The organism is Streptomyces sp. NPDC000345, assembly GCF_042898825.1.
GTDB lineage: Bacteria > Actinomycetota > Actinomycetes > Streptomycetales > Streptomycetaceae > Streptomyces.
Map to the genome: position 1 here is coordinate 224,674 of NZ_JBIAZE010000013.1, position 19,586 is coordinate 244,259.

General features: G+C 72.3%; 17 protein-coding genes. 8 read left to right on the plus strand and 9 right to left on the minus strand.

From position 1 onward, the window contains the following. Positions 1-73 precede the first annotated feature (73 nt). Positions 74-1,249 carry a M23 family metallopeptidase gene (locus ACFY30_RS28885; RefSeq protein WP_390848084.1) on the plus strand — a complete coding sequence of 392 codons (1,176 nt, stop codon included), beginning with the start codon at positions 74-76 and terminating at the stop codon, positions 1,247-1,249. Positions 1,250-1,268: 19 nt separating this feature from the next. Here ACFY30_RS28885 and ACFY30_RS28890 read toward each other — a convergent pair whose 3' ends face one another. After that, on the minus strand, positions 1,269-2,195 hold the full coding sequence (locus ACFY30_RS28890; RefSeq protein WP_390848085.1) for a GNAT family N-acetyltransferase: 927 nt from the start codon (positions 2,193-2,195) through the stop codon (positions 1,269-1,271). Positions 2,196-2,372: 177 nt separating this feature from the next. On the opposite strand from ACFY30_RS28890, the gene ACFY30_RS28895 reads away from it, so the two are divergent. Beyond that, positions 2,373-3,098, plus strand: a complete 726-nt coding sequence (locus tag ACFY30_RS28895; protein ID WP_390848086.1) for an FAD binding domain-containing protein — start codon at positions 2,373-2,375, stop codon at positions 3,096-3,098. Positions 3,099-3,185: 87 nt separating this feature from the next. Here the strand turns inward: ACFY30_RS28895 and ACFY30_RS28900 are convergent, their stop codons facing one another. Both ACFY30_RS28900 and ACFY30_RS28905 read right to left on the minus strand, forming a co-directional pair. After that, the gene (locus ACFY30_RS28900) at positions 3,186-4,232 is read right to left on the minus strand and encodes a DUF6745 domain-containing protein (RefSeq protein ID WP_390848087.1); all 1,047 of its coding nucleotides are present in this window, start codon (positions 4,230-4,232) and stop codon (positions 3,186-3,188) included. 38 nt (positions 4,233-4,270) lie between these two features. Continuing rightward, the gene (locus ACFY30_RS28905; RefSeq protein WP_390656778.1) at positions 4,271-4,597 is read right to left on the minus strand and encodes a hypothetical protein; all 327 of its coding nucleotides are present in this window, start codon (positions 4,595-4,597) and stop codon (positions 4,271-4,273) included. Positions 4,598-4,768: 171 nt separating this feature from the next. Here ACFY30_RS28905 and ACFY30_RS28910 point away from each other — a divergent pair, with 171 nt between their 5' ends. Genes ACFY30_RS28910 through ACFY30_RS28930 form a run of 5 tightly spaced genes read left to right on the plus strand, consistent with a single transcriptional unit; the run spans position 4,769 to position 9,916 of the window. Then, positions 4,769-5,722 carry an STM4015 family protein gene (locus tag ACFY30_RS28910; RefSeq protein ID WP_390848088.1) on the plus strand — a complete coding sequence of 318 codons (954 nt, stop codon included), beginning with the start codon at positions 4,769-4,771 and terminating at the stop codon, positions 5,720-5,722. Beyond that, the gene (locus tag ACFY30_RS28915) at positions 5,719-6,843 is read left to right on the plus strand and encodes an STM4014 family protein (protein ID WP_390848089.1); all 1,125 of its coding nucleotides are present in this window, start codon (positions 5,719-5,721) and stop codon (positions 6,841-6,843) included. The genes ACFY30_RS28910 and ACFY30_RS28915 overlap by 4 nt, the downstream gene beginning before the upstream one ends. 7 nt (positions 6,844-6,850) lie before the next feature. Next, complete coding sequence (locus ACFY30_RS28920; RefSeq protein ID WP_390848114.1) at positions 6,851-7,669, plus strand: STM4013/SEN3800 family hydrolase; 819 nt, start codon at positions 6,851-6,853, stop codon at positions 7,667-7,669. Further along, on the plus strand, positions 7,666-9,003 hold the full coding sequence (locus ACFY30_RS28925; RefSeq protein WP_390848090.1) for an STM4012 family radical SAM protein: 1,338 nt from the start codon (positions 7,666-7,668) through the stop codon (positions 9,001-9,003). Before ACFY30_RS28920 ends, ACFY30_RS28925 begins: the two co-directional genes overlap by 4 nt. A 10-nt stretch (positions 9,004-9,013) precedes the next feature. Further along, entirely contained in the window at positions 9,014-9,916 is a 903-nt protein-coding gene (locus ACFY30_RS28930) for an STM4011 family radical SAM protein (RefSeq protein ID WP_390848091.1), read from the plus strand. A gap of 5 nt (positions 9,917-9,921) precedes the next feature. On the opposite strand, the gene ACFY30_RS28935 is transcribed toward ACFY30_RS28930, so the two are convergent. The 5 genes from ACFY30_RS28935 to ACFY30_RS28955 form a co-directional block, all read right to left on the minus strand. Further along, the gene (locus ACFY30_RS28935) at positions 9,922-11,949 is read right to left on the minus strand and encodes a glycoside hydrolase (RefSeq protein WP_390848092.1); all 2,028 of its coding nucleotides are present in this window, start codon (positions 11,947-11,949) and stop codon (positions 9,922-9,924) included. 123 nt (positions 11,950-12,072) lie between these two features. Next, positions 12,073-14,118 carry a beta-galactosidase gene (locus ACFY30_RS28940; RefSeq protein WP_390848093.1) on the minus strand — a complete coding sequence of 682 codons (2,046 nt, stop codon included), beginning with the start codon at positions 14,116-14,118 and terminating at the stop codon, positions 12,073-12,075. An 80-nt stretch (positions 14,119-14,198) separates the two neighbouring features. Beyond that, positions 14,199-15,536: an ABC transporter substrate-binding protein gene (locus ACFY30_RS28945; protein ID WP_390848094.1), complete on the minus strand. Its 1,338-nt coding sequence runs from the start codon at positions 15,534-15,536 to the stop codon at positions 14,199-14,201. A 98-nt stretch (positions 15,537-15,634) separates the two neighbouring features. After that, positions 15,635-16,582 (minus strand): carbohydrate ABC transporter permease, encoded by a 948-nt coding sequence (locus ACFY30_RS28950; RefSeq protein ID WP_390848095.1) that lies wholly within the window; start codon positions 16,580-16,582, stop codon positions 15,635-15,637. Between the two features lie 4 nt (positions 16,583-16,586). After that, the gene (locus ACFY30_RS28955; protein ID WP_390848096.1) at positions 16,587-17,513 is read right to left on the minus strand and encodes a carbohydrate ABC transporter permease; all 927 of its coding nucleotides are present in this window, start codon (positions 17,511-17,513) and stop codon (positions 16,587-16,589) included. A gap of 292 nt (positions 17,514-17,805) precedes the next feature. Between ACFY30_RS28955 and ACFY30_RS28960 the strand changes: the two genes are divergently transcribed. Continuing rightward, positions 17,806-18,798, plus strand: a complete 993-nt coding sequence (locus tag ACFY30_RS28960) for a LacI family DNA-binding transcriptional regulator (protein ID WP_390848097.1) — start codon at positions 17,806-17,808, stop codon at positions 18,796-18,798. A gap of 7 nt (positions 18,799-18,805) precedes the next feature. On the opposite strand, the gene ACFY30_RS28965 is transcribed toward ACFY30_RS28960, so the two are convergent. Beyond that, complete coding sequence (locus tag ACFY30_RS28965) at positions 18,806-19,471, minus strand: lysophospholipid acyltransferase family protein (protein ID WP_390848098.1); 666 nt, start codon at positions 19,469-19,471, stop codon at positions 18,806-18,808. Positions 19,472-19,586 lie beyond the last annotated feature (115 nt).

A 19,586-nucleotide genomic window follows, 5' to 3' on the forward strand; every position in this document is an offset into this window, starting at 1 on the left:
GTCCGCCCGTGAACACCTGCACTTTTGCGGAACGGCCCGTGACGGATGCCCCGGCCTCTTCGGAGCTCGCCGCGTGAGCGACCAGCACGCCGTGGACATCCCCCAGACCGAGCACCCGGCCCCCGGGCACGACACCGACCGACCCGGTGCCTCCGCGCAGGAGACCTGCCCGCACCGGCCCGCCGCCGCACCGCAGTCCTCCGCCGCGCGCCCCCGCCGCCGGGGCCCGGGCACCTTCACCCTCCTGGTCCTGCCCGGCCTGCTCACCCTGTCCGCCGTGGCCGGAGTCCTCGCCCTGACCGGCGGACTCCCCGACGACCGGACGCCGGGCGACAGCCCCCGACAGGACGCCGTCTCCGGCGTCAACGCGACCTACGGCCCCTGGCTGCGCAAGGCCGCCGACGCGTGCACGGTCGTCACCCCCTCCGTCCTGGCCGCCCAGATCGACCAGCTCACCGGCTGGAACAACGACACGGCCGGACTCTCCGGCGGACAGGGCGTCGCCGCCTTCACCGACGAGGAGTGGCGCACCTGGGGCAAGGACGACGACGGCAACGGCGCGTCCTCGCCGACCGATCCCGCGGACGCCATCATGGCGCTCGGCCGCCGGGACTGCTCCCTCGCCCGAAAGGTCACCGACCTCAGGACCGACGGAACCATCAACGGGGACCTGGTCGACCTCACCCTCGCCGCCTACGCGGTCGGCACGGACGCCGTGACGAAGGCGGGACGCGTTCCCGCCGCCGCGAAGACCTACCTCACCGAGGTCAAGGCCCTGTTCGCGAAGTACGCGGAGTTCGACCGGGAGGACCCGAGCGGCGGCGCGGGCGCCCAGGCGGACGCCATCCTGGCCCCGCCCGTCACCACCCTCACCATCACCTCCCCCTACGGCTCCCGCAAGCACCCCCTCACCGGCGTCACCAAGCTCCACACCGGCGTGGACTTCGGCGCGCCCCAGGGAGCCCAGGTCTCCGCGGCCCGCGCGGGCACCGTCGTCTTCGCGGCCCTGACGAAGGCCTACGGCAACCGGGTCGTCGTCGACCACGGCACCATCGAGGGCAAGCGGCTGGAGACGACGTACAGTCACCTCTCCCGCATCGACGTCACCGCGGGACAGACCGTGCAGAGCGGGACCCCGGTCGGCCGGGTCGGCTCCACCGGCCTGTCCACCGGCCCCCACCTGCACTTCGAGGTGATCTACGACGGCTACTACACCGATCCGCGGCCCTGGCTGTCGTCGGGCGGCTGACGGGCCGGCCCCGGCGGGCTCAGCTCAGCACGGTCTCCCAGGTGTCCACGGCGTAGTGGAGGCTCATCCCGTGGCGCGCGTACAGCGCCGGCGCGCCGGTCGCGTTGGCGGTGTCCACGCCGAGCCCGACGGTGTCCCGTCCCCGGGCGGCGAAGGCCGCGAAGGCGTGCCGCAGCAGCAGCCCCGCCAGACCGCGCCCCCGGGCCTCCCGCAGCACACCGATGCTGCGGATCCAGCCCATCGCCTCCCGGTCGTCACGGGCCAGCAGGAACCCCGCGTCCCCCTGCTCGTCCGTGCCGGCGATCCACACCAGCGACCAGTCGAGCCCGCCGGCGTCCACATCGTGCAGCCACTGCTCGTAGCCGCGCGGCTGGAAGTCGAAGTGCCCGGCGAACGAGGCCTGGTACAGCTCGTGGACACGCCTGCGGTCCGCCTCGGTGGCACAGGACCGCAGCCGCACCCCGGAGGGCAGCGACGGCGCCCGGTCCTCGACGGGGTCCACGGCCCGCCGCAGCACGTGATAGCGCCGTACGACGGACCACCCGCGCGCCCGGATCAGCGAAGTGTCCAGCGTGGGCTCGATGTTGAGATGCAGATGCACCATGGCGCGCCCGGCGCCGTTCTCCCGCGCCTTCCCGAGCGCCCTGGCCTCCATCGCCTCCAGGACGAGCCGCCCCGCCTCCTGCCGGTCGGGCAGCACGTAGTGGTCGATGTCGATGCGCTCGCCGCCCGACTCGTCCCACAGCAGCCCGTAGGCCACCAGCCGCTCTCCGTCGAACGCGAGCCAGGAGTCCCGCTCCAGGTCGGTCTCGGGGTGCTTCAGATCGGCCTCGACGGTGTGCAGATCCGTCTCGGGCCGGCCGATCTCGATCACGTCGACGGCGTTGAGCAGGTCGGTCACGGCGGGCGCGTCGGCGAGGGTGGCGGGACGCAGGACGAGGGGCATGGGCCAAGGGTCGGCGGCGGCGGGACCGGCCGCAACGCATTTTCACCTCGCGCGCGGTGCAGCGATGAGCCCTGTATGCGCCCCCACGCGCCTGGGCAGAATCCGTTCGGCCATTGATCATGCGGGTGAGCGACGAGGTCCTCCCCCCGAACTACCCGGGAAGGCAGGTCGGTTGTCGTGCAGTTGCGTCTCCCCGCCTCCATAGCGGAAGCACAGCGGTGTCTGGCCGAGGGCGCGGTCCCGATCGGCGGCGCCACGCTGGTGTGGGCCGCCTGGCAGCGGGACGGCTTCCCCGAACAGGCGCTGTCCCTGCGCAACCTGCCGGAGGCGAACGTGGTCGGCTCCGAGGAACTCGGCGGGGCCGTGCTGCTGCACCGCGTCGACGCCACCGTGCCCGAGGTGCTGCACCGCGCGGCCGCCGGCGTGGGCACGGGAGCGGTGCGCCGTACCGCCACGGTCGGCGGCAACATCGTCGGCAGCACGCTGCGCTGTCTGCTCCCCGCGGCCCTCGTCCTCGACGCCCGCGCCACGGTCCTGGAACCCGACGGCGTGTCCGAGACGGACCTCACCGAGCTGCTGGCGAAGCGTCACCTCCTGCTCGCCCTGCGCTGGCGCACCCCGCTGGTGAGCGGCCACCGCAAGGTGGAGGGCGAGGCGGGCGGCCCGCCGCCCCTCGTCGTCGCCGCCGCGGCGCACGCCGACGGCGACGGCCCCGGAGAGCTGCGTGTCGCGGTGCGCGACGGTTACGAGGTGCTCAGCGAGACCACACCGCTCGCCCCGGACGCCGACCACGCCCTGCACGCCCTGGAGCGCACGGACCTCGGCGCCCTGCCCGCCCCGGCCAGGGAACACGTCCGCGAGGTGGTCACGGACGTCCTGGCCCGCGCCGGCGCCCGGCCCTGAGGCCCGGCGGCCGCGCGCCGCCCGCACCCGGCGACGGCCCGGAGGACCGTCCGGACCCCCGTCTCCCGCACCACGAGGCGCTCCGCCTCACGTCTCCCGCACCGGCGCGTACACGTCCGCCTCCAGCCCGAACGTCCACGCGACGCCCGCGCGCGCCGTCCGGGTCGACGGCGGCACCCGCAGCCAGTAGGTGCGCCGCGTCCCGTCCGGCTCCGGGGTGGAGTTGAGGACCTCCACCATCACCACCGGCTCGTCGTCCGGGAGGTCGATCCGCCACAGGACGCCCGTCTCGTCCCGGTGGACGGGACGCGCCCCGGAGTCCGCCAGATAGCGGTCGTAGCCGTAGTACTCCAGCATCACCCGGCGCAGTTCGGCGTTCTCCTCGGAGCGGATGCGCTCCGGGGTCAGCGCCGGCAGTTCCGCCAGGAAACCGGCCGGCACCGGCATACCGCGCCAGGCGTACAGGGCGAAGCCGTCGGGGTAGGCGAGCGCCGGGCCGTCCCCGCGGTCGAGCCGGCCCGCCTCGTCGCGGTACAGCGCCACGGGCCGCTCGCACACCACCGCCACCCGCTCGAACGGCCACCACCAGCCGGCGCTGCGGCACACCGCGGCCAGCCCGTCGAGCGGACCGTCGTCCGTGAGGAACGCGGCGAGCCACGGCGCGTCGTGCTGTCCCAGCACCGCGTCCAGCAGGATCAGCCGGATCTCCGCGGCCTCCCTGCCGGTGTCCCCGCCGGCCAGTTCCTCCAGGACGCCGGCCCGGATCCGGTCCACCAGCGTCTGGGTGGAGTCCCACAGCCTGCCACCGGTCGCCGCCCAGTGGGCCGGCCAGCCCGCCGGGCCCAACTCCTGATGCAGCCGCTGCCGCTGGCCCGCCCAGGGGGCGCTGCGCACGGTCTCGCGCACGCTCGCACCGGTGCCGGTCATCGCCCGGATCAGGGTCACCGCCTCGCGCGGCGAGCCCGCCCACACGACCTGTACCGGCTCGGCCAGCCCGGCCTGCCGGTAGGCACGGCGCACACCGGCCTCGGCGGCCGCCCGGTCGGCGGGACCGGTCGCCGCGGCACACGCCCGCCAGACGCGGGCACTCTCGTCGGAGGCCACTGCCGTCACCCGCATCGCCGTCGTCGTCATCTGCGCTTCCCCCACTTCCCGTTCAGCCCGCTTCCCGTTCAGTCCGCCACGATCCGCACGGACCCCGGCACGTACTCCCGCTGCCGGATCACCCGGTACCAGCCCTTCGGCAGGGCGATCACCGCGTGCTCCTCGTGCACGACCCGGCCGCCCTGCGGCAGATGCAGCAGCAGCGGACCGAACGGCCCCGGCTCGCGCACCAGATCACCCGGCCCCACCACGGCATGGGCGTGCCCGGTGACCTCGCCCAGCGCCAGCACCAGCCGCCCCCGCCCGTCCCGGGCCTCCCGCGGCGCCCGCGCCACATGCGGCGGCACCGCCTCCGCGTCCACGGGCACGATCAGCACGTCTCCCTGCCGGTACATGGCTCTCCCCTCACCGCCGGGTGCACCGCGCACCGGCCTCATGACCACGAACGTACGGGCCACCACTGACAACGCCCCAGAACCCGGCCCCGCCGCCCGGCGCTGTCAGTGCCTGTTGGTACAACTGCGGGCATCAGGGATCGCACACGTTTTCCGCACAGGAGCAGCCCTATGTCCTACGCCACCCACCTCGTCTCGCTGTACGGGCTGCCCGCCTACACCTTCCCGGGCCCCGACGCGCGCACGGACGACCTGCCCGACGCGGACGGCTCCGCCTGGCGGATCAGCAGCGACGTCTACGACGCCGACGAGGACTGGACGGTGGCGTTCACCCGCTTCTGTGAGGCCGTCGACACCACCCGGGTGCGCGCCCTGATCGTCGGTGCCTGGCAGGAGGCGTACGACACCGAGCCCACCGCCGTCGTCGAGGCCCTGGTGGGGGCCCGGGACCGCTTCCCCGCGCTGCGCGCCCTGTTCGTGGGCGACATGGAGTCGGAGGAGTGCGAGATCTCCTGGATCAACCAGACCGACGTCACCCCGCTGCTCACGGCCTTCCCCGCACTGGAGGAGTTCGGGGTGCGCGGCGGCTCCGGGCTGGAGTTCCCCTCGGTGCGCCACGGCGCGCTGCGCAAGCTCGTCATCGAGGCGGGCGGCCTGCACGCCGAGGTGGTGCGCGGAGTCGGCGGCAGCGACCTGCCCGCCCTGGAGCACCTCGACCTGTGGCTCGGCACCCCCGACTACGGCGGCGACAGCGAGGTTGCCGACCTGGAGCCGATCCTGTCCGGCGCCCGGCTGCCGAGCCTGCGTCACCTCGCCCTGCGCAACAGCGAGATGCAGGACGCCGTCGCCGCGGCCGTCGCCTCCGCGCCGGTCGTCGCCCGGCTGGAGGTGCTGGACCTCTCCATGGGCATCCTGACCGACGAGGGTGCCGCCGCCCTGCTCGGCGGGCAGCCGCTGACCCATCTCAAGAAGCTCGACCTGCACCACCACTACCTCACCGAGCCGCTCCAGGACCGCCTGCGGCAGACCCTGGCCGGCGTCGAGCTGGACCTCGACCGCGACGACGCCGACGAGGACACGGAGGACGACGGCACGGTCTGGCGCTACGTCGCCGTGGGCGAGTGAGCACACCCGTCCCGCCGGGTCCGCGCTTCGCGGTCGTCGGCAACCCCGGGAACCGCCGCGTCGCCCTCTTCGGCGACGCGGTGCGCGCCGCCGGCCTCCCCGCCCCGCGGATCGTCCCCTGGCGGGACGTGCTGCGCGGCGGCGGCGCCGACTTCGCCGCCGACGAGATCGTCCGCGTCGACTCACCCGGTGAGGACGACGAGGTCGACCGCCTGCTGCGGGGCACCGACGACCCCACCCGGGTCGAGGGCTCGGCCCGCTGGTACGCCCGCTTCACCGCCGCGGTGCGCGGCCTGCGCGGCGGCAGCCGCCTCGACGACCCGGACGACCTCGCCGTGCTGTTCGACAAACGCCGCTGCCACGCCGTCCTCGACGCCGCACGGATCCCCGTACCCGCCTCGCCCACCTCGGGCCCGGGCGCGCCTCCGGTGCGCGGCTGGGACGACGTACGGGCGCTGATGCGCGAGCACCGGATGCACCGGCTGTTCGTCAAACCCGCGCACGGGTCGTCCGCGTCCGGCGTCCTCGCCGTCGAGTCGGGCGGCGGCGGCCGGATCAGGGCCACCACCTCGGTGGAACGCGCCCCGGACGGCCGTCTGTACAACTCCCTCAAAGTGCGCCGCTACGACCGCGAGCAGGACATCGCGGCCATCGTCGACGCGCTCGCCCCGGACGGTCTGCACCTCGAACGCTGGCTGCCCAAGGCCTCCCAGGAGGGCCGCGCCGCCGACCTGAGAGTCGTCGTCGTGGCCGGGCGGGCCACCCACGCGGTGGTCCGCACCAGCCGCCACCCCCTGACCAACCTTCACCTCGGCGGCAGCCGCGGCGACCTCGACGCCGCCCGGCGCGCCGTCGAGGCGGCGGGCGCCCGCTGGGCCGACGTCCTCGGCGTGTGCGAACAGGCCGCGGCCTGCTTCCCGCGCACCCTCTGCGTCGGCGTCGACCTGCTCCCGGCCGTCGGCTGGCGCAGAGCGGCCGTGGGCGAGGTCAACGCCTTCGGCGATCTGCTGCCCCGCCTGACCGGCCTGGCCGGCAGCGGCGCCGAGGGCCTGGACACCTACGGCGCCCAGGTGGCCGCCGTACTGCACGACCGGCACAGAACAGGAACACCCCATGCCTGAGCCCGACATGAAGGACGTCGTCGGCAGCCACGACATCCTCCTGGTCACCCTCGACACTCTCCGCTACGACGTGGCCGCCGAGCTGGCCGAGACGGGTCGCATCCCGAACCTCGCCCGTCACCTCCCCGGCGGCCGCTGGGAGAAGCGGCACGCCCCGGGCAGCTTCACCTACGCCTCCCACCAGGCCATCTTCGCGGGCTTCCTGCCGACCCCGGCCGCTCCCGGCCCGCACCCGCGCCTGTTCGCGGCGAGCTTCGCGGGCAGCGAGACCACCGCCGACGGCACCTTCGTCCACGACACCCCGGACCTGGTCTCCGGCCTGGCCGAGGCCGGCTACCACACCGTGTGCGTCGGGGGAGTGGGGTTCTTCAACAAGCAGGGCCCGCTCGGCTCGGTGCTGCCCGGCCTCTTCCACGACTCCCACTGGACGCCGGAGTTCGGCGTCACCTCGCCCCGCTCCTTCGAGAACCAGGTCGCCCACGCCGAACAGGCCGTCCGGGAACTCCCCGCCGGCCAAAGGCTGTTCCTGTTCGTCAACGTCTCCGCCCTGCACCAGCCGAACTGGTTCCACCTGCCCGGCGCGACCCGCGAGGCCGGCGACACCCGCGCCACACACGCCGCCGCCCTCGAGTACGTCGACCGGCACATCGGCCGGCTCTTCGCCGCCGCGAGCAGCAGACGCCGCTGTTTCGCGATCGTCTGCTCCGACCACGGCACCGCCTACGGCGACGACGGCTACACCGGCCACCGCCTCGGCCACGAGTCCGTGTGGACCGTGCCGTACGCCCACTTCTTCCTGGACCACAGCGCCGAGGCCGCCCGATGACCACAGCCCAGCTCACCAGCCCCTACCAGCACTACGTCTACGCCTACCCCCACAAGACCGCCTACCGCGGACTCCCCGACCGCCCGGCCCTCACCGACCTGTGGGCCACCGAACCCAAGAACGCCCTCTCCCTCTACCTGCACATACCGTTCTGCGAGGTCCGCTGCGGCTTCTGCAACCTCTTCACCCGCATCGGCGCCCCCGACGGCCTGACCGGCGCCTACCTGGACGCCCTGGAACGGCAGGCGAGCGCCGTACGGGACGCCCTGGGCGACACGGACGAGGTCCGGTTCGCCACGGCCGCCTTCGGCGGCGGCACGCCCACCTTCCTCACCGCCGCCGAACTGGAGCGGCTCTGCGACATCGCCGAGCAGCGCATGGGTGCCGACCTGCGCGCGCTCCCGCTGTCGGTCGAGGCCTCACCCGCCACGGCCACCGCCGACCGGCTCGCCGTCCTGGCCGACCGGGGCACCACCCGCCTCAGCCTGGGCATCCAGAGCTTCGTCGACGCCGAGGCCCGGGCCGCCGTACGCCCGCAGCGCCGCGCCGACGTCGAGGCGGCCCTCGGCCGCGTCCGCGACGCCCGCATCCCGGTCCTCAACATCGACCTCATCTACGGCATCGACGGCCAGACCGAGCGGACCTGGCGGCACTCCGTGGACGCGGCCCTGGCCTGGCGCCCCGAAGAGCTCTACCTGTACCCCCTCTACGTCCGCCCCCTCACCGGCCTCGACCGTCGCACCCGCGGCCCCGGCCCCGACCCCGCCTGGGACGAACAGCGGCTGCGCCTGTACCGCGCCGGCCGCGATCACCTCCTCGCGCACGGCTACACCCAGCAGTCCATGCGCATGTTCCGCCGCACCGACGCCCCGCACCGGGGCGCCGACGACTACGCCTGCCAGACCGACGGCATGATCGGCCTCGGCTGCGGCGCCCGTTCCTACACCGCGGGTCTGCACTATTCCTTCGACTACGCCGTCGACATGCACCAGATCCGCGCCATCGTCGACACCTACGTCACGGCCGACGACTTCGCCCATGCCGAGGTCGGCTACCGCATGGACGCGCGCGAGGCACGCCGCCGCCACCTCCTGCAGTCGCTCCTCCAGGCCGACGGGCTCCCCGTCGAGGACTACCGCGCCCGCTTCGGCGGCACCCCGGCCGACGACTTCGGCGCGCAGCTGCGGCGCTTCGCCGACCGGGGGTGGCTGACCGACGCCGATCCCGCGACGCTGCGGCTCACCCCGGAGGGCCTGGCCCACTCCGACGCCATCGGCCCCGAGCTGTTCTCCCCGGCCGTGCGCGCCGCCATGGCCGCCTACGAGAGGAAGTGACCGGCCCGCCATGGACCTGACCCTCCTCTACCGGGGCCCGCTCGCCTCCTGCGACTACGACTGCCCCTACTGCCCGTTCGCCAAGCGCCGCGACTCGACCGCTCAACTGCGCGCCGACCGCGCCGCCCTGGAACGGTTCGCCCGGTGGGCAGCGGCCCGGACCGAGGACCGCCTCTCGGTCCTCTTCACCCCCTGGGGCGAGGGCCTCGTGCGCTCCTGGTACCGGCGCACCCTCACGGAGCTGTCCCACCTCCCGCACATCCGCCGGGTCGCCATCCAGACCAACCTCAGCTGCCGCACCGACTGGCTCACCGAGGCCGACCACGACACCCTGGCCCTGTGGTGCACGTACCACCCGGGCCAGACGCCCTACGACCGCTTCCTCACCAAGTGCCGTGACCTGGCCGGGCGCGGGATCCGCTTCAGCGTCGGGATCGTCGGCCTCGCCGAGCACCTCGAAGCGGCGCGCCGGCTGCGCGCGGACCTGCCCGAGCACGTCTATCTGTGGGTCAACGCGGCCGAGGGCCACCCGTACACCGACGCGCAGGCCGAGGTGTGGACCGCGCTCGACCCGCTCTTCCCGTACAGCCGCCACCCGCACGCCAGCGCCGGACTGCCCTGCCGCACCGGCGAGTCGGTCGTCTCGGTCGACGGCGACGGCACGGTCCGCCGCTGCCACTTCGTCCGCGCCGAACTCGGCAACCTCTACGACGGCACCTACCGCGCCGCCCTGCGCCCCCGGCCCTGCCCGCTCGCCGTCTGCGACTGCCACATCGGCTATGTCCACCTCGAGACCCTGCCGCTGTACGACGTCTTCGCGGGCGGCGTCCTGGAACGCGTCCCGGCCGAGGTCCCCGCACGGCACTCCGCCCGCGTCACGACGATCGCGATGCGGGCGGAGGCAGGTGCCTAGGAGGGTTACGGGGCCACGTCCGTGACCCTCCAGCGCTGGTTGGAACCGGAGTTGGCCTGCCAGGTGGTGACGGCCGCGCCCTCGTTCGTCGCCTGGCCGCCGACCTCGAGGAGTCGTCCGGTGGCCACGTTGACCAGGGTCCAGGTGCCGTCACCGGTGGTCGACATGATCCACTCGGTGGCCGGGTCCCGCTCCCCGGTGTCGGGCTCCACCACGGGCACGTTGTCCCTGACGGCGAGCCGCTTGCCCTCGGCCGGGTTGGCGAACACGTACCGCTGGCGGTTGCCCTTCTTGCCGTAGCGGGCGTCCAGCTGCCACTCCTGGGCGACGGAGCCGTTGGCCGAGCCGATGACCAGGTTCGTACCGTTGGCCGCGACGGTCACGGCCTTGCCGCTCTGCACGCCGGTCAGCGTGTAGGAGTGGCCCTTGCTGAAGAGACCCGCGTTCTTCGCGACGCCGGAGACGCCCTTGACGGCGAAGGAGGTCACGGACTGGGCGGGCACGGTGAACGAGGCCCTGCCGTCGACGACCTTGACCGGGGCCTGCTTCTGGAGCTTGCCGTCGGCGCTGGTCACGACCGGGGTGACGGTCGCGTCGCCCTTGACCGTGCGGAACTTCGACAGGTCGATGGTGACCGTACGGGCCGCGGTGGTGGAGTTGACGTGGACGAGCGAGGCGCCCTTGCCGTCCTTGGTCACGGCGGCGGCGCTGGAGGTGTCGTCCACCTTGATCAGCTTGTCGCCGGGCTTGATGAAGTGCGTGAAGTTGCGCGCCGTGTCGAACTTGGTGTTCGTGTGGATCGGGCACGACTCCAGCGTGTCCGCGGAGGTGCAGCTGAACGGCAGCTGGATGGAACCCCAGTTGCCGCCCTTCGCGGACTCGCCGCCCGGCTTCATGTTGTCGTAGTCCTCGACCGGCTGCCAGAACACCCAGGCCTTGGGCTCCAGTTCGCGCAGGTCGTTGACGATCTGCTGGGCGAGGCCGAGACCCGGGCGCATGTCGGTGAAGCTCTGCCCGTCGCCCCAGTCACCCTCGACCTCGCTCATCCACAGCGGTTTGTCGGCCGCCTTGGCGAGGTCGCGCACGGTGGTGCGCTGCGAGGTGCCGTAGGTGTGGACGTTCATCTGGCCGACGGCGTCCTTGGAGGCCTGCGAGTAGGAGTTCCAGTTCGTCGCGAAGATGCCCGGGTTGGTCTCGTCCATCGCCGAGATCTCGGCCTTGACCTTGGCCTTCTTCAGCGCGGTCGGCAGCGCGGCGAGCACCTTCTGCTGGAGTTCGGGCCCGATGTGGGCGCCCTCCTGCCGGCCGCCGACGGGCTGGCCGTCCGAGCCCAGGCGCGTGCTCCAGTAGCCGGTGTTGGGCTCGTTGAACGGGTCGATCGTGTCGACCTTGATGCCCTCGGACTTCTCCAGGAGCCTGGTCGCCCCGGCGAGGTAGGCGGCGAAGTCGTCGACCGAGGCGGCCTTGAGCTGGTCGGTGTTGGCGTTGAAGCCGCCGGAGACGTATCCGCTCTCGGTCATGAACCACGGCGGGGAGTTGCTGAACGTCTCCCAGTGGTCGATGTCGTCCTTGATGCGCTCCACCCACCAGCGCTGGGTGGCGTCGGCGTCCTTGTTCCAGTCCGCCGGGTCGTCCGCGCTCCACCAGTCGGTGTCCGTACGGGTGGTGCCCTCGGGGGCCTTCCACCAGCCCTCGACGGCACCGCCTGCGCGCAGGTAGTCCTTGACGTCCGGCGCGTTGCCGCCGCCGATGTTGTACCGGGCGATGTTCAGCGCGAGGCCGCCGTCGTCGAAGAGGAGCTTCGCGAGCTTCTCCCGGATCGCGGGCGGGTAGTCGCCGGTCGCGTTGGCGAACCAGACCAGGCTGGTGCCCCAGCCCTCGAACGCGTCCTGCCCGTACGACGGGTCCGGCGTCACCGTGACGGCGGCGTCGGCCTGCGCCTGAGCGGGGACGCTCAGCAGGGCGGCCCCGGTGGCCAGGGCGGTCAGCGCGGCGGCCCCGAGGAACCGTCTGCTGTGGGTACGGCGTGCCATCAGTGCTCCCAACTGCGGTGGTGGTCGCTGTGGTGCGTCCCCTCCCGCCGCGTGGGCGGGAGGGGACGGCCCCCGGCACGGGTCAGGCCGCGCCGGGGAGTCGTGGGGGTGAGGGTGCGATGCCTAGCGGGCCTGGCGCAGTACGGCGACCGCGCGTGGCCCGAGGACGAGGGCGCCGTCCGTGCGCTTCCCGCCGGTGAGGAGGTCCCCCTCCAGGCCGGTCACCGGCACGGTCTCGTCGGTGCGGTTCACCAGGAACAGGAACCGTCCCTCGGCTCCGCGCCGGACGGTCAGCTCGACCGAGCCCCGTACGTCCTCCGGGAGTTCACTGCTCACCCCGGCCGGCTCCAGCAGCCGCGGCAGCAGCGAGCGCAGCCCGTCGGCCCCGAGCCGGGTGGAGACGTACGCGGCCGAACCGGTGCCCGTCGTGCGCCGGGTGACCGCGGGACGGCCCGTGTGCACACCGGTGCGGTAGCGGGCCAGGACCTGCGTGTCGGCGTCGTCGGTGACGGTGATCCGGTCGGTCCACAGGGTGCCCGTGGTGGAGTCGTCCAGCTCGACGCTCTCCCCGTCGAGCAGCGGACCGAACTCCTCGATGCGGATGCCGAGCAGGTCGCGCAGGGCGCCCGGGTAGCCGCCCAGCCAGACGTGGTCGTTCTCGTCGACGACCCCGGAGAAGTAGGTGGTGATCAGATGGCCGCCCTGCTCGGCGTAACGCGTCAGCTCCTTGGCGAGTTCGGCGGGCACGACGTGCAGCACCGGCGCGATCAGCACCTGGTGGCGGGAGAGGTCGGCGCGGGTGGTGACGAGGTCGGCGCGGACGCCGAGCGCGAGGAGCGCCGAGTACCAGTCCAGCGCCTCCTGCCGGTAGTCGAGCAGCGAGGTGGGGTGCGAGTCCTGCTCGCTCGCCCACCAGGACTCCCAGTCGTAGAGGATGCCGACGGCGGCCGTCTCACGCTCCGAACCGGCCACCGGAGCCAGGGCCTTGAGGGTGGCGCCGAGGTCGGCCACCGCGCGGAAGAGGTCGCTGTCCGCGCCGGCGTGGGGCACCATCGCCGAGTGGTACTTCTCGGCGCCGGCCGCCGACTGCCGCCACTGGAAGAAGCACACCGCGTCCGCGCCGTGCGCCACGTGCAGCAGCGAGTCGCGGGCCAGGTCGCCGGGCTGCTTCGCCACGTTGACGGCCTGCCAGTTGACGGCGCTGGTGGAGTGCTCCATCAGGAACCACGGGCGGCCCCCGGCGATGCCGCTGACCAGGTTCGCGGAGAACGACAGCTCGTCGCGGTCCTGCGGGCCGGGGTGGACGTAGTGGTCGTTGGAGACGAAATCGATCTCGCCCGCCCAGTCCGGGTAGTTCATGCCCTTCGTGCCGCCCATCACCATGAAGTTGGTGGTGACCGGGACGTCGGGGGTGATCTCCCGGAGGATCTCCCGCTCGGCGATCAGATGGTCCCTCAGCGCGTCCGAGGAGAACCGCTTGAAGTCCAGCTGCTGGGTCGGGTTGGGGTGCGAGGCGGCCAGCCGCGGCGGCAGGATCTGCTCCCAGTCGCTGTAGCGCTGCGACCAGAACGCCGTGCCCCAGGCGTGGTTGAGGGCGTCCAGCGTGCCGTAGCGGGCGCGCAGCCAGACCCGGAAGGCTCTGGCCGCGTCGTCGGAGTAGTCGTAGATGTTGTGGCAGCCCAGCTCGTTGGAGACATGCCAGGCGACGAGGGCCGGGTGGTCCCGGTAGCGGGTGGCGATCTCCCGGACCAGGCGCAGGGCGTGCTCGCGGAAGACCGGCGAGGTGGGCCGCCAGTGCTGGCGGGCGCCCGGCCACACCGTCTCGCCGTTCGCGGTGACGGGGAGGATCTCCGGGTGGGCCGTGGTCAGCCACGGCGGCGGGGAGGCGGTGGCGGTGGCCAGGTCGACGCCGATCCCGCCCGCGTGCAGCAGGTCCATGACCTCGTCGAGCCAGCCGAAGTCCCAGGTGTCCGGGCCCGGCTGGATCCGGGCCCAGGAGAAGATCCCCACGGAGACGACGGTGACACCCGCCTCCCGCATCAGCCGGACGTCCTCCTCCCACACGTCCCTGGGCCACTGCTCGGGGTTGTAGTCGGCCCCGTAGGCCAGACGCGGGGCGGGGTCACCGTCCGCCCCGCGCCGCATGCGGGAGTGGAGGGTGGAGATCATGGCGGTCCTTCCGAAGGGGTGGTGCACGGGGGCGGCGCGGCCCGGGTGCCGCGCCGCCCGGTGTTCTGCTGCGCCGAGGACTACTTCTCGACGGTGAAGCCCTGCTCCTCGCCGTACTTGACCGAGGCCTCCTGCCAGGCCTTCAGACCGTCCGCCAGCGTGGTGCCGGAGACGTAGGCCTTGCCGACCGTGTCGTTGAAGATCGAGTTGGCGTACTGCTGGAAGGGCAGGTACGACCAGTCGTCGGCGACGTTGGCCGCGGACTGGGCGAAGATCTCGTTGGCCTTCTGGCCGCCGAAGTACTCGAACTCCTTGTTGAGGAACTCGGAGGACTGCAGCTCCGCGTTGGTGGCGGGGAAGGCGCCCTCGCTCACCCGGGTGGTCACGCCGTCACCGGCGTTGGCGTACTCGACGAAGGCGTAGGCGATCTCCTTGTTCTTGCCCAGCGCGGGCAGCGCCAGGGAGCTGCCGCCGTTCTCCGCGCTCGCCTTGTCGCCCTTGGCCCAGGCCGGCATCGCGGCCGCGCGCCAGTCGCCGGACGCGCCCGGCACGCCGGTCACGAAGTTGGCCGGCATCCAGGCACCGGTGGCCAGGGTGGCGATGGTGCCGTCACCCAGACCCTTGTACCAGTCGTCGGTCCAGCCGTTGACGGGCGCGAGAAGCTTCTCGTCGATCAGCTTCTGCCAGACGGCCTCGAACTTCTTGGCGCCCGCGTCGTCGAAGTCGATCTTCACCTTGGTGCCGTCGACCTTGTAGGGGCGCGAACCGGCCTGCCACAGCATGCTGGTGGTGAAGCCCGCGTCACCGGCGTCGTTGGCGATGTAGGTCTTGGGGTCGGCCTTGTGCAGCTTGCGGGCCGCCTCCAGGTACTCGTCCCAGGTGGTCGGAACGGCGATCTTGTACTTGTCGAAGACCTTCTTGTTGTAGAACAGCGCCATCGGACCGGAGTCCATCGGCAGGCCGTAGACCTTGTCACCGTCGTTCACGGCGTTCCACGGGCCGGGGGTGTACTTGGAGGCGAGCTTGTCGGCGCCGTACGGGGCCAGGTCGGTCAGGCCCTTGGTGAGGGCGTACTGACCCAGCGCGAAGTACTCGACCTGGGCGACGTCGGGCACGCCCTTGCCGGCCGATATGGCGTTCGACAGCGCGGTGTAGTGCTTGTCGCCGGACCGCTCGCTGACCAGGTTGATCTTGACCTTGGGGTACTTCTTCTGGAAGTCGGCGGCGACCGACTTGAGCGTGGGCTCCCAGGCCCAGACGGTGACCGTGCCGCCCTTCTTCAGGGCCGCCTGGATGTCCGAGGCGGAGACGGCCTTGGTGTCGGAGCTGTCGTCCGAGCCGCCGCAGGCGGTGGCGCCCAGGGCGAGGGTGGACAGGAGGGCGAGGCCGCGCAGCAGGCGGCCGGTCTTTCTGCGCATGAAGGTGCTTCCACTTCTTCGTGGGTGGGACAGGTGAGGGTGGGGGTTGCGCAAACGCGGGGTCGAACGTGGGGCTTGGGGGCGGCCGAGCCGCGGGGTCACTCCTTGACGCTTCCGGCGGCGAGACCCGACTGCCAGTACTTCTGCAGGAACAGGAACGCGGCGATGAGCGGCAGGATGGTGAGCAGGGAACCGGTGATCACCAGGTTGAAGATCACCTCGCCGCCGATGGTCTCCGCCTGGGAGTTCCACGCGCTCAGGCCCAGGGTCAGCGGGTACCACTCCGGGTCCTTGAGCATGATCAGCGGCAGGAAGTAGTTGTTCCAGGTGGCGACCGTGGTGAACAGCAGCACGGTCACGATGCCGGGGGCGAGCAGCGGCAGGGCCACGGTGAAGAAGGTGCGGGCCTCGCCGGCCCCGTCGATGCGGGCCGCCTCGAGGAGTTCGGTGGGGATGGCCTCGGTGGCGAACACCCACATCAGGTAGAGGCCGAACGGCGACACCAGCGACGGGATGACGACCGCCCACGGGGTGTCGGTGAGGCCCATCTTGCTGAACATCAGGAAGGTGGGCACCGCCAGAGCCGTGCCGGGGACCGCGACCGCGCCGATCACCGTGGCGAAGATGCCGCGCTTGCCGGGGAAGTCGAACTTCGCCAGCGCGTAACCGCCCAGGACCGCCAGCAGGGTGGCACCGCCGGCGCCGAGCACCACGTACAGCAGGGTGTTCAGCAGCCAGCGGGTGAACACGCCGTCGTCGTAGGTGAACGTGTCGCGGACGTTGTCCCACAGGGCGAAGTCGTGCGCGAACCACAGACCGTTCGAATCGGCCAGGCCCGCCTGGGTCTTGGTGGCGTTGATCGCCAGCCAGATCAGCGGCACCACGGTGTAGAGGACCACCAGGGAGGTCAGCACCGTCAGCAGTGTGCTGCGCTTCGGCCGCCCGGGGCTGTGCTTGCGGGAACCGCGCAGGCGCGGGGTGCTCCGGCCGGGGCCCGCGGTCCTGGCGGGTGCGCTGGGGGAGGCGGTGGTGAGAGGGCTGCTCATCGGGTCACGCTCCCTTGCGCATGCCGCGCAGCTGCACGACGTAGGCGACCACCATCGTGATCAGGCCCATGATGATGGCCACGGTCGCGGAGTAGTTGTGCTGCTGGCCGTTGAAGGACAGCGAGTACGTGTAGAAGTTCGGGGTGTAGTCCGTGGTGATGGCGTTGCGCGCCAGCGGACGCAGGATGCTCGGCTCGTTGAAGAGCTGGAAGCTGCCGATGATGGAGAAGATCGTCGCGATGACCAGGGCGCCCCGGATGGCGGGGAGCTTGATCGCGGTGATCACCCGGAGCTGTCCGGCGCCGTCGATCTCCGCCGCCTCGTAGAGGGAGTTGGGGATGACCCGCAGCGCCGAGTAGAAGATCAGCATGTTGTAGCCGACGAACTCCCACGTCACGATGTTGCCGATGGACGCCAGCACCAGGTCGGGGGAGAGCGGGTCGGGCAGCGTGACGCCGAAGGCGCCGTTGATGTCGCCCACCAGGCCGTACTTGGTGCCGTACATGAAGCCCCACATCAGGGTGGCGACCACGGCGGGCACCGCGTACGGCAGGAAGATCGTGATGCGGAAGAAGCTCTTGCCGTAGAGCCGCCCGCTGTCCAGGGCCAGGGCCACCAGCAGGGCGATCCCCAGCATGATGGGCACCTGCACCACGAGGAAGAGCGCCACCCGGCCGACGGAGTCCCAGAACTGGTCGTCCTTCAGCGCCTGCGTGTAGTTGTCCAGACCGACGAACGTGGTGCCGCCGATGAGCTGGTCGCGGAACAGGCTCAGGTAGATCGAGTAGCCGATCGGTGCCAGGAAGACCAGGGCGAACACGGCCACGAAGGGACCGATGAAACCCCACCCCGTCCAGGAGCGTCGGTCCCGTCTCGCCGGAGGGGGTGCCGGCCGCGGCGCGGCGGCCGCCGGCGGTTGCAGCGTCGTCATGTCGTTCCTCGCTCGTGCGGTGGTGGAACAGGCGGCGGGTCGTTGCACGGACGTTTCCGACCGCCCCGCCGGCACCATGATGTTTACGCAAACATCGGCCACGCAAGAGCCTGGGTGGACTGTTATGTTTACGTAAACATCTGATGGCGGCATGTCTACACTCCCCTGATTACGATGGTCAAGGGTCCTTTGGGGGCGACCGTGGCACCTGCGCGAACAGAGAGGTGGGGACACCGTGGACATGGCTGAAACAACCCCGGCCGAGACGACGAGACGCCGGACGACAGCCTCCATGGCCGATGTGGCCCGCCTGGCGGGTGTCTCCTCGCAGACCGTCTCCCGGGTCTCCAACGGTTACGCGGGGGTGAACGAGGAGACCCGGCGGCAGGTGCTCGCCGCCATGAAGGAGCTCGGCTACCGGCCCAACAGCGCCGCCCGCGCCCTCAAACGCGGGGAGTTCCGCACCATCGGCGTGATCACCTTCTCGCTGTCCAGCACGGGCAACGTCCGCACCCTGGAGGCCATCGCCACCTCCGCCGCCGCCGAGGGCTACGCGGTGACCCTGCTGCCGGTCGCCATCCCCACCCAGGACGAGGTGCGCGGCGCGTTCACCCGGCTCGAGGAACTGGCCGTCGACGCGGTGATCGTCATCATGGAGGTGCACCTCCTGGACGCCGCGACCATCATGCTCCCGCCGTACGTCCAGGTCCTGGTCGTCGACTCCGACGCCGGCGAGCACTACACCGTCGTCGACACCGACCAGGCCGGCGGCAGCCGCACCGCCGTCCAGCATCTGCTCGGCCTCGGGCACGAGACGGTGTGGCATCTCGGCGGCCCCGAGGACTCCTTCGCCGCGCAGCGCCGTACCGACGCCTGGCGCGCCGCCCTCACCGAGGCCGGCCGCACCCCGCCGCCGCTCATCCGGGGCGACTGGTCCGCCGAGTCCGGCTACCGCGCCGGCCTCGAACTCGCCGCCCGCGAGGACTGCACCGCCGTCTTCGTCGCCAACGACCAGATGGCCCTGGGCCTGCTGCGCGCCCTGCACGAACGCGGGCGACGCGTGCCCGAGGACGTCAGTGTGATCGGCTTCGACGACATCCCCGAGGCCGGTTCCTTCCTGCCCCCGCTCACCACCGTCCACCAGGACTTCGCCGAGGTCGGGCGGCTGTGCGTGCGGGCCGTGCTGCGGAAGATGCGGCAGCAGGACACGGAGCGGGGGACGACGCTGGTGCCCACGCGGCTGGTGGTGCGGGAGAGCACGGCTCCGCCGTCCAGCGCCGGGTAGGCGTCCGTCAGCGCCGGCCCCGCAGTGCCGGTTCCCCGGCCGCCCGTACCGCTGTGCGCCACGCCGCCGTGACGGCCTGGTGGGCTGCTCTCGTACCCCGGTCGGTCTCGGCGGGCAGCCGCATCGGAGCGCCGAGGTGGACGTGGCAGCGGGGGCGGCGCACCGGGGCCGTCAGGGTTCCCGCCAGCTGCTTGGTCGCGGAGCCCGAGGCGATGCGGCGGGCGCCGGCGTGACCGACCGGCACGACCAGCGCGCCGGACCTGTGCGCGAGCCGGGCCAGCCCGGTGCGGAACGGCTCCGGCGGTGTCGGCGCCGCGTCCCGCCGGCGCGGCAGGCCGCCCTCGCCGTACAGGAGCACGTGCCGGCCGCCGGCCAGCGCCTCGGCGGCGGCGTCGAGGGCGAGCGCGGCCCGGGCCGTACCCCGGTGGACGGGGATGTGCCCCTCGCGGGCCAGTGCCTTCCCCAGCAGCGGGATCCGCCACAGCCCCGCCGTCGCCAGCACCACCGGTTCCAGTTCGAAGCGGCGCAGAGCCGCCATCACGACGGCGGGGTCGGCCATCGAGTCGTGGTTCGCGACGAAGATGCTCCCGGCGGGCAGGCGCAGCTTGATCTCACTGGTCACGGTGAGCCGCCCGAAGAACGGGGTCAGGGCGATGACGGTTCGGCTGAACACGGGCGGGCCTCCCTCGGGACGATGATCCGGTCATAGTTTCGCGGGGGCGGGGCGGCGGCGCCTGAGTACGCGTACTCATCCAACGGGACGTGACGGGACGGGACCGGTCCCGCCG

Excerpts from the sequence above, each read along its gene's own strand:
- ACFY30_RS28935 (WP_390848092.1), bottom strand. The coding sequence starts at position 11,949 with ATGGCACGCCGTACCCACAGCAGACGGTTCCTCGGGGCCGCCGCGCTG.
- ACFY30_RS28960 (WP_390848097.1), top strand. The coding sequence starts at position 17,806 with ATGGCCGATGTGGCCCGCCTGGCGGGTGTCTCCTCGCAGACCGTCTCC.
- ACFY30_RS28905 (WP_390656778.1), bottom strand. The coding sequence starts at position 4,597 with ATGTACCGGCAGGGAGACGTGCTGATCGTGCCCGTGGACGCGGAGGCG.
- ACFY30_RS28920 (WP_390848114.1), top strand. The coding sequence starts at position 6,851 with ATGAAGGACGTCGTCGGCAGCCACGACATCCTCCTGGTCACCCTCGAC.
- ACFY30_RS28955 (WP_390848096.1), bottom strand. The coding sequence starts at position 17,513 with ATGACGACGCTGCAACCGCCGGCGGCCGCCGCGCCGCGGCCGGCACCC.
- ACFY30_RS28945 (WP_390848094.1), bottom strand. The coding sequence starts at position 15,536 with ATGCGCAGAAAGACCGGCCGCCTGCTGCGCGGCCTCGCCCTCCTGTCC.
- ACFY30_RS28900 (WP_390848087.1), bottom strand. The coding sequence starts at position 4,232 with ATGACGACGACGGCGATGCGGGTGACGGCAGTGGCCTCCGACGAGAGT.
- ACFY30_RS28950 (WP_390848095.1), bottom strand. The coding sequence starts at position 16,582 with ATGAGCAGCCCTCTCACCACCGCCTCCCCCAGCGCACCCGCCAGGACC.
- ACFY30_RS28925 (WP_390848090.1), top strand. The coding sequence starts at position 7,666 with ATGACCACAGCCCAGCTCACCAGCCCCTACCAGCACTACGTCTACGCC.
- ACFY30_RS28890 (WP_390848085.1), bottom strand. The coding sequence starts at position 2,195 with ATGCCCCTCGTCCTGCGTCCCGCCACCCTCGCCGACGCGCCCGCCGTG.
- ACFY30_RS28910 (WP_390848088.1), top strand. The coding sequence starts at position 4,769 with ATGTCCTACGCCACCCACCTCGTCTCGCTGTACGGGCTGCCCGCCTAC.
- ACFY30_RS28940 (WP_390848093.1), bottom strand. The coding sequence starts at position 14,118 with ATGATCTCCACCCTCCACTCCCGCATGCGGCGCGGGGCGGACGGTGAC.
- ACFY30_RS28930 (WP_390848091.1), top strand. The coding sequence starts at position 9,014 with ATGGACCTGACCCTCCTCTACCGGGGCCCGCTCGCCTCCTGCGACTAC.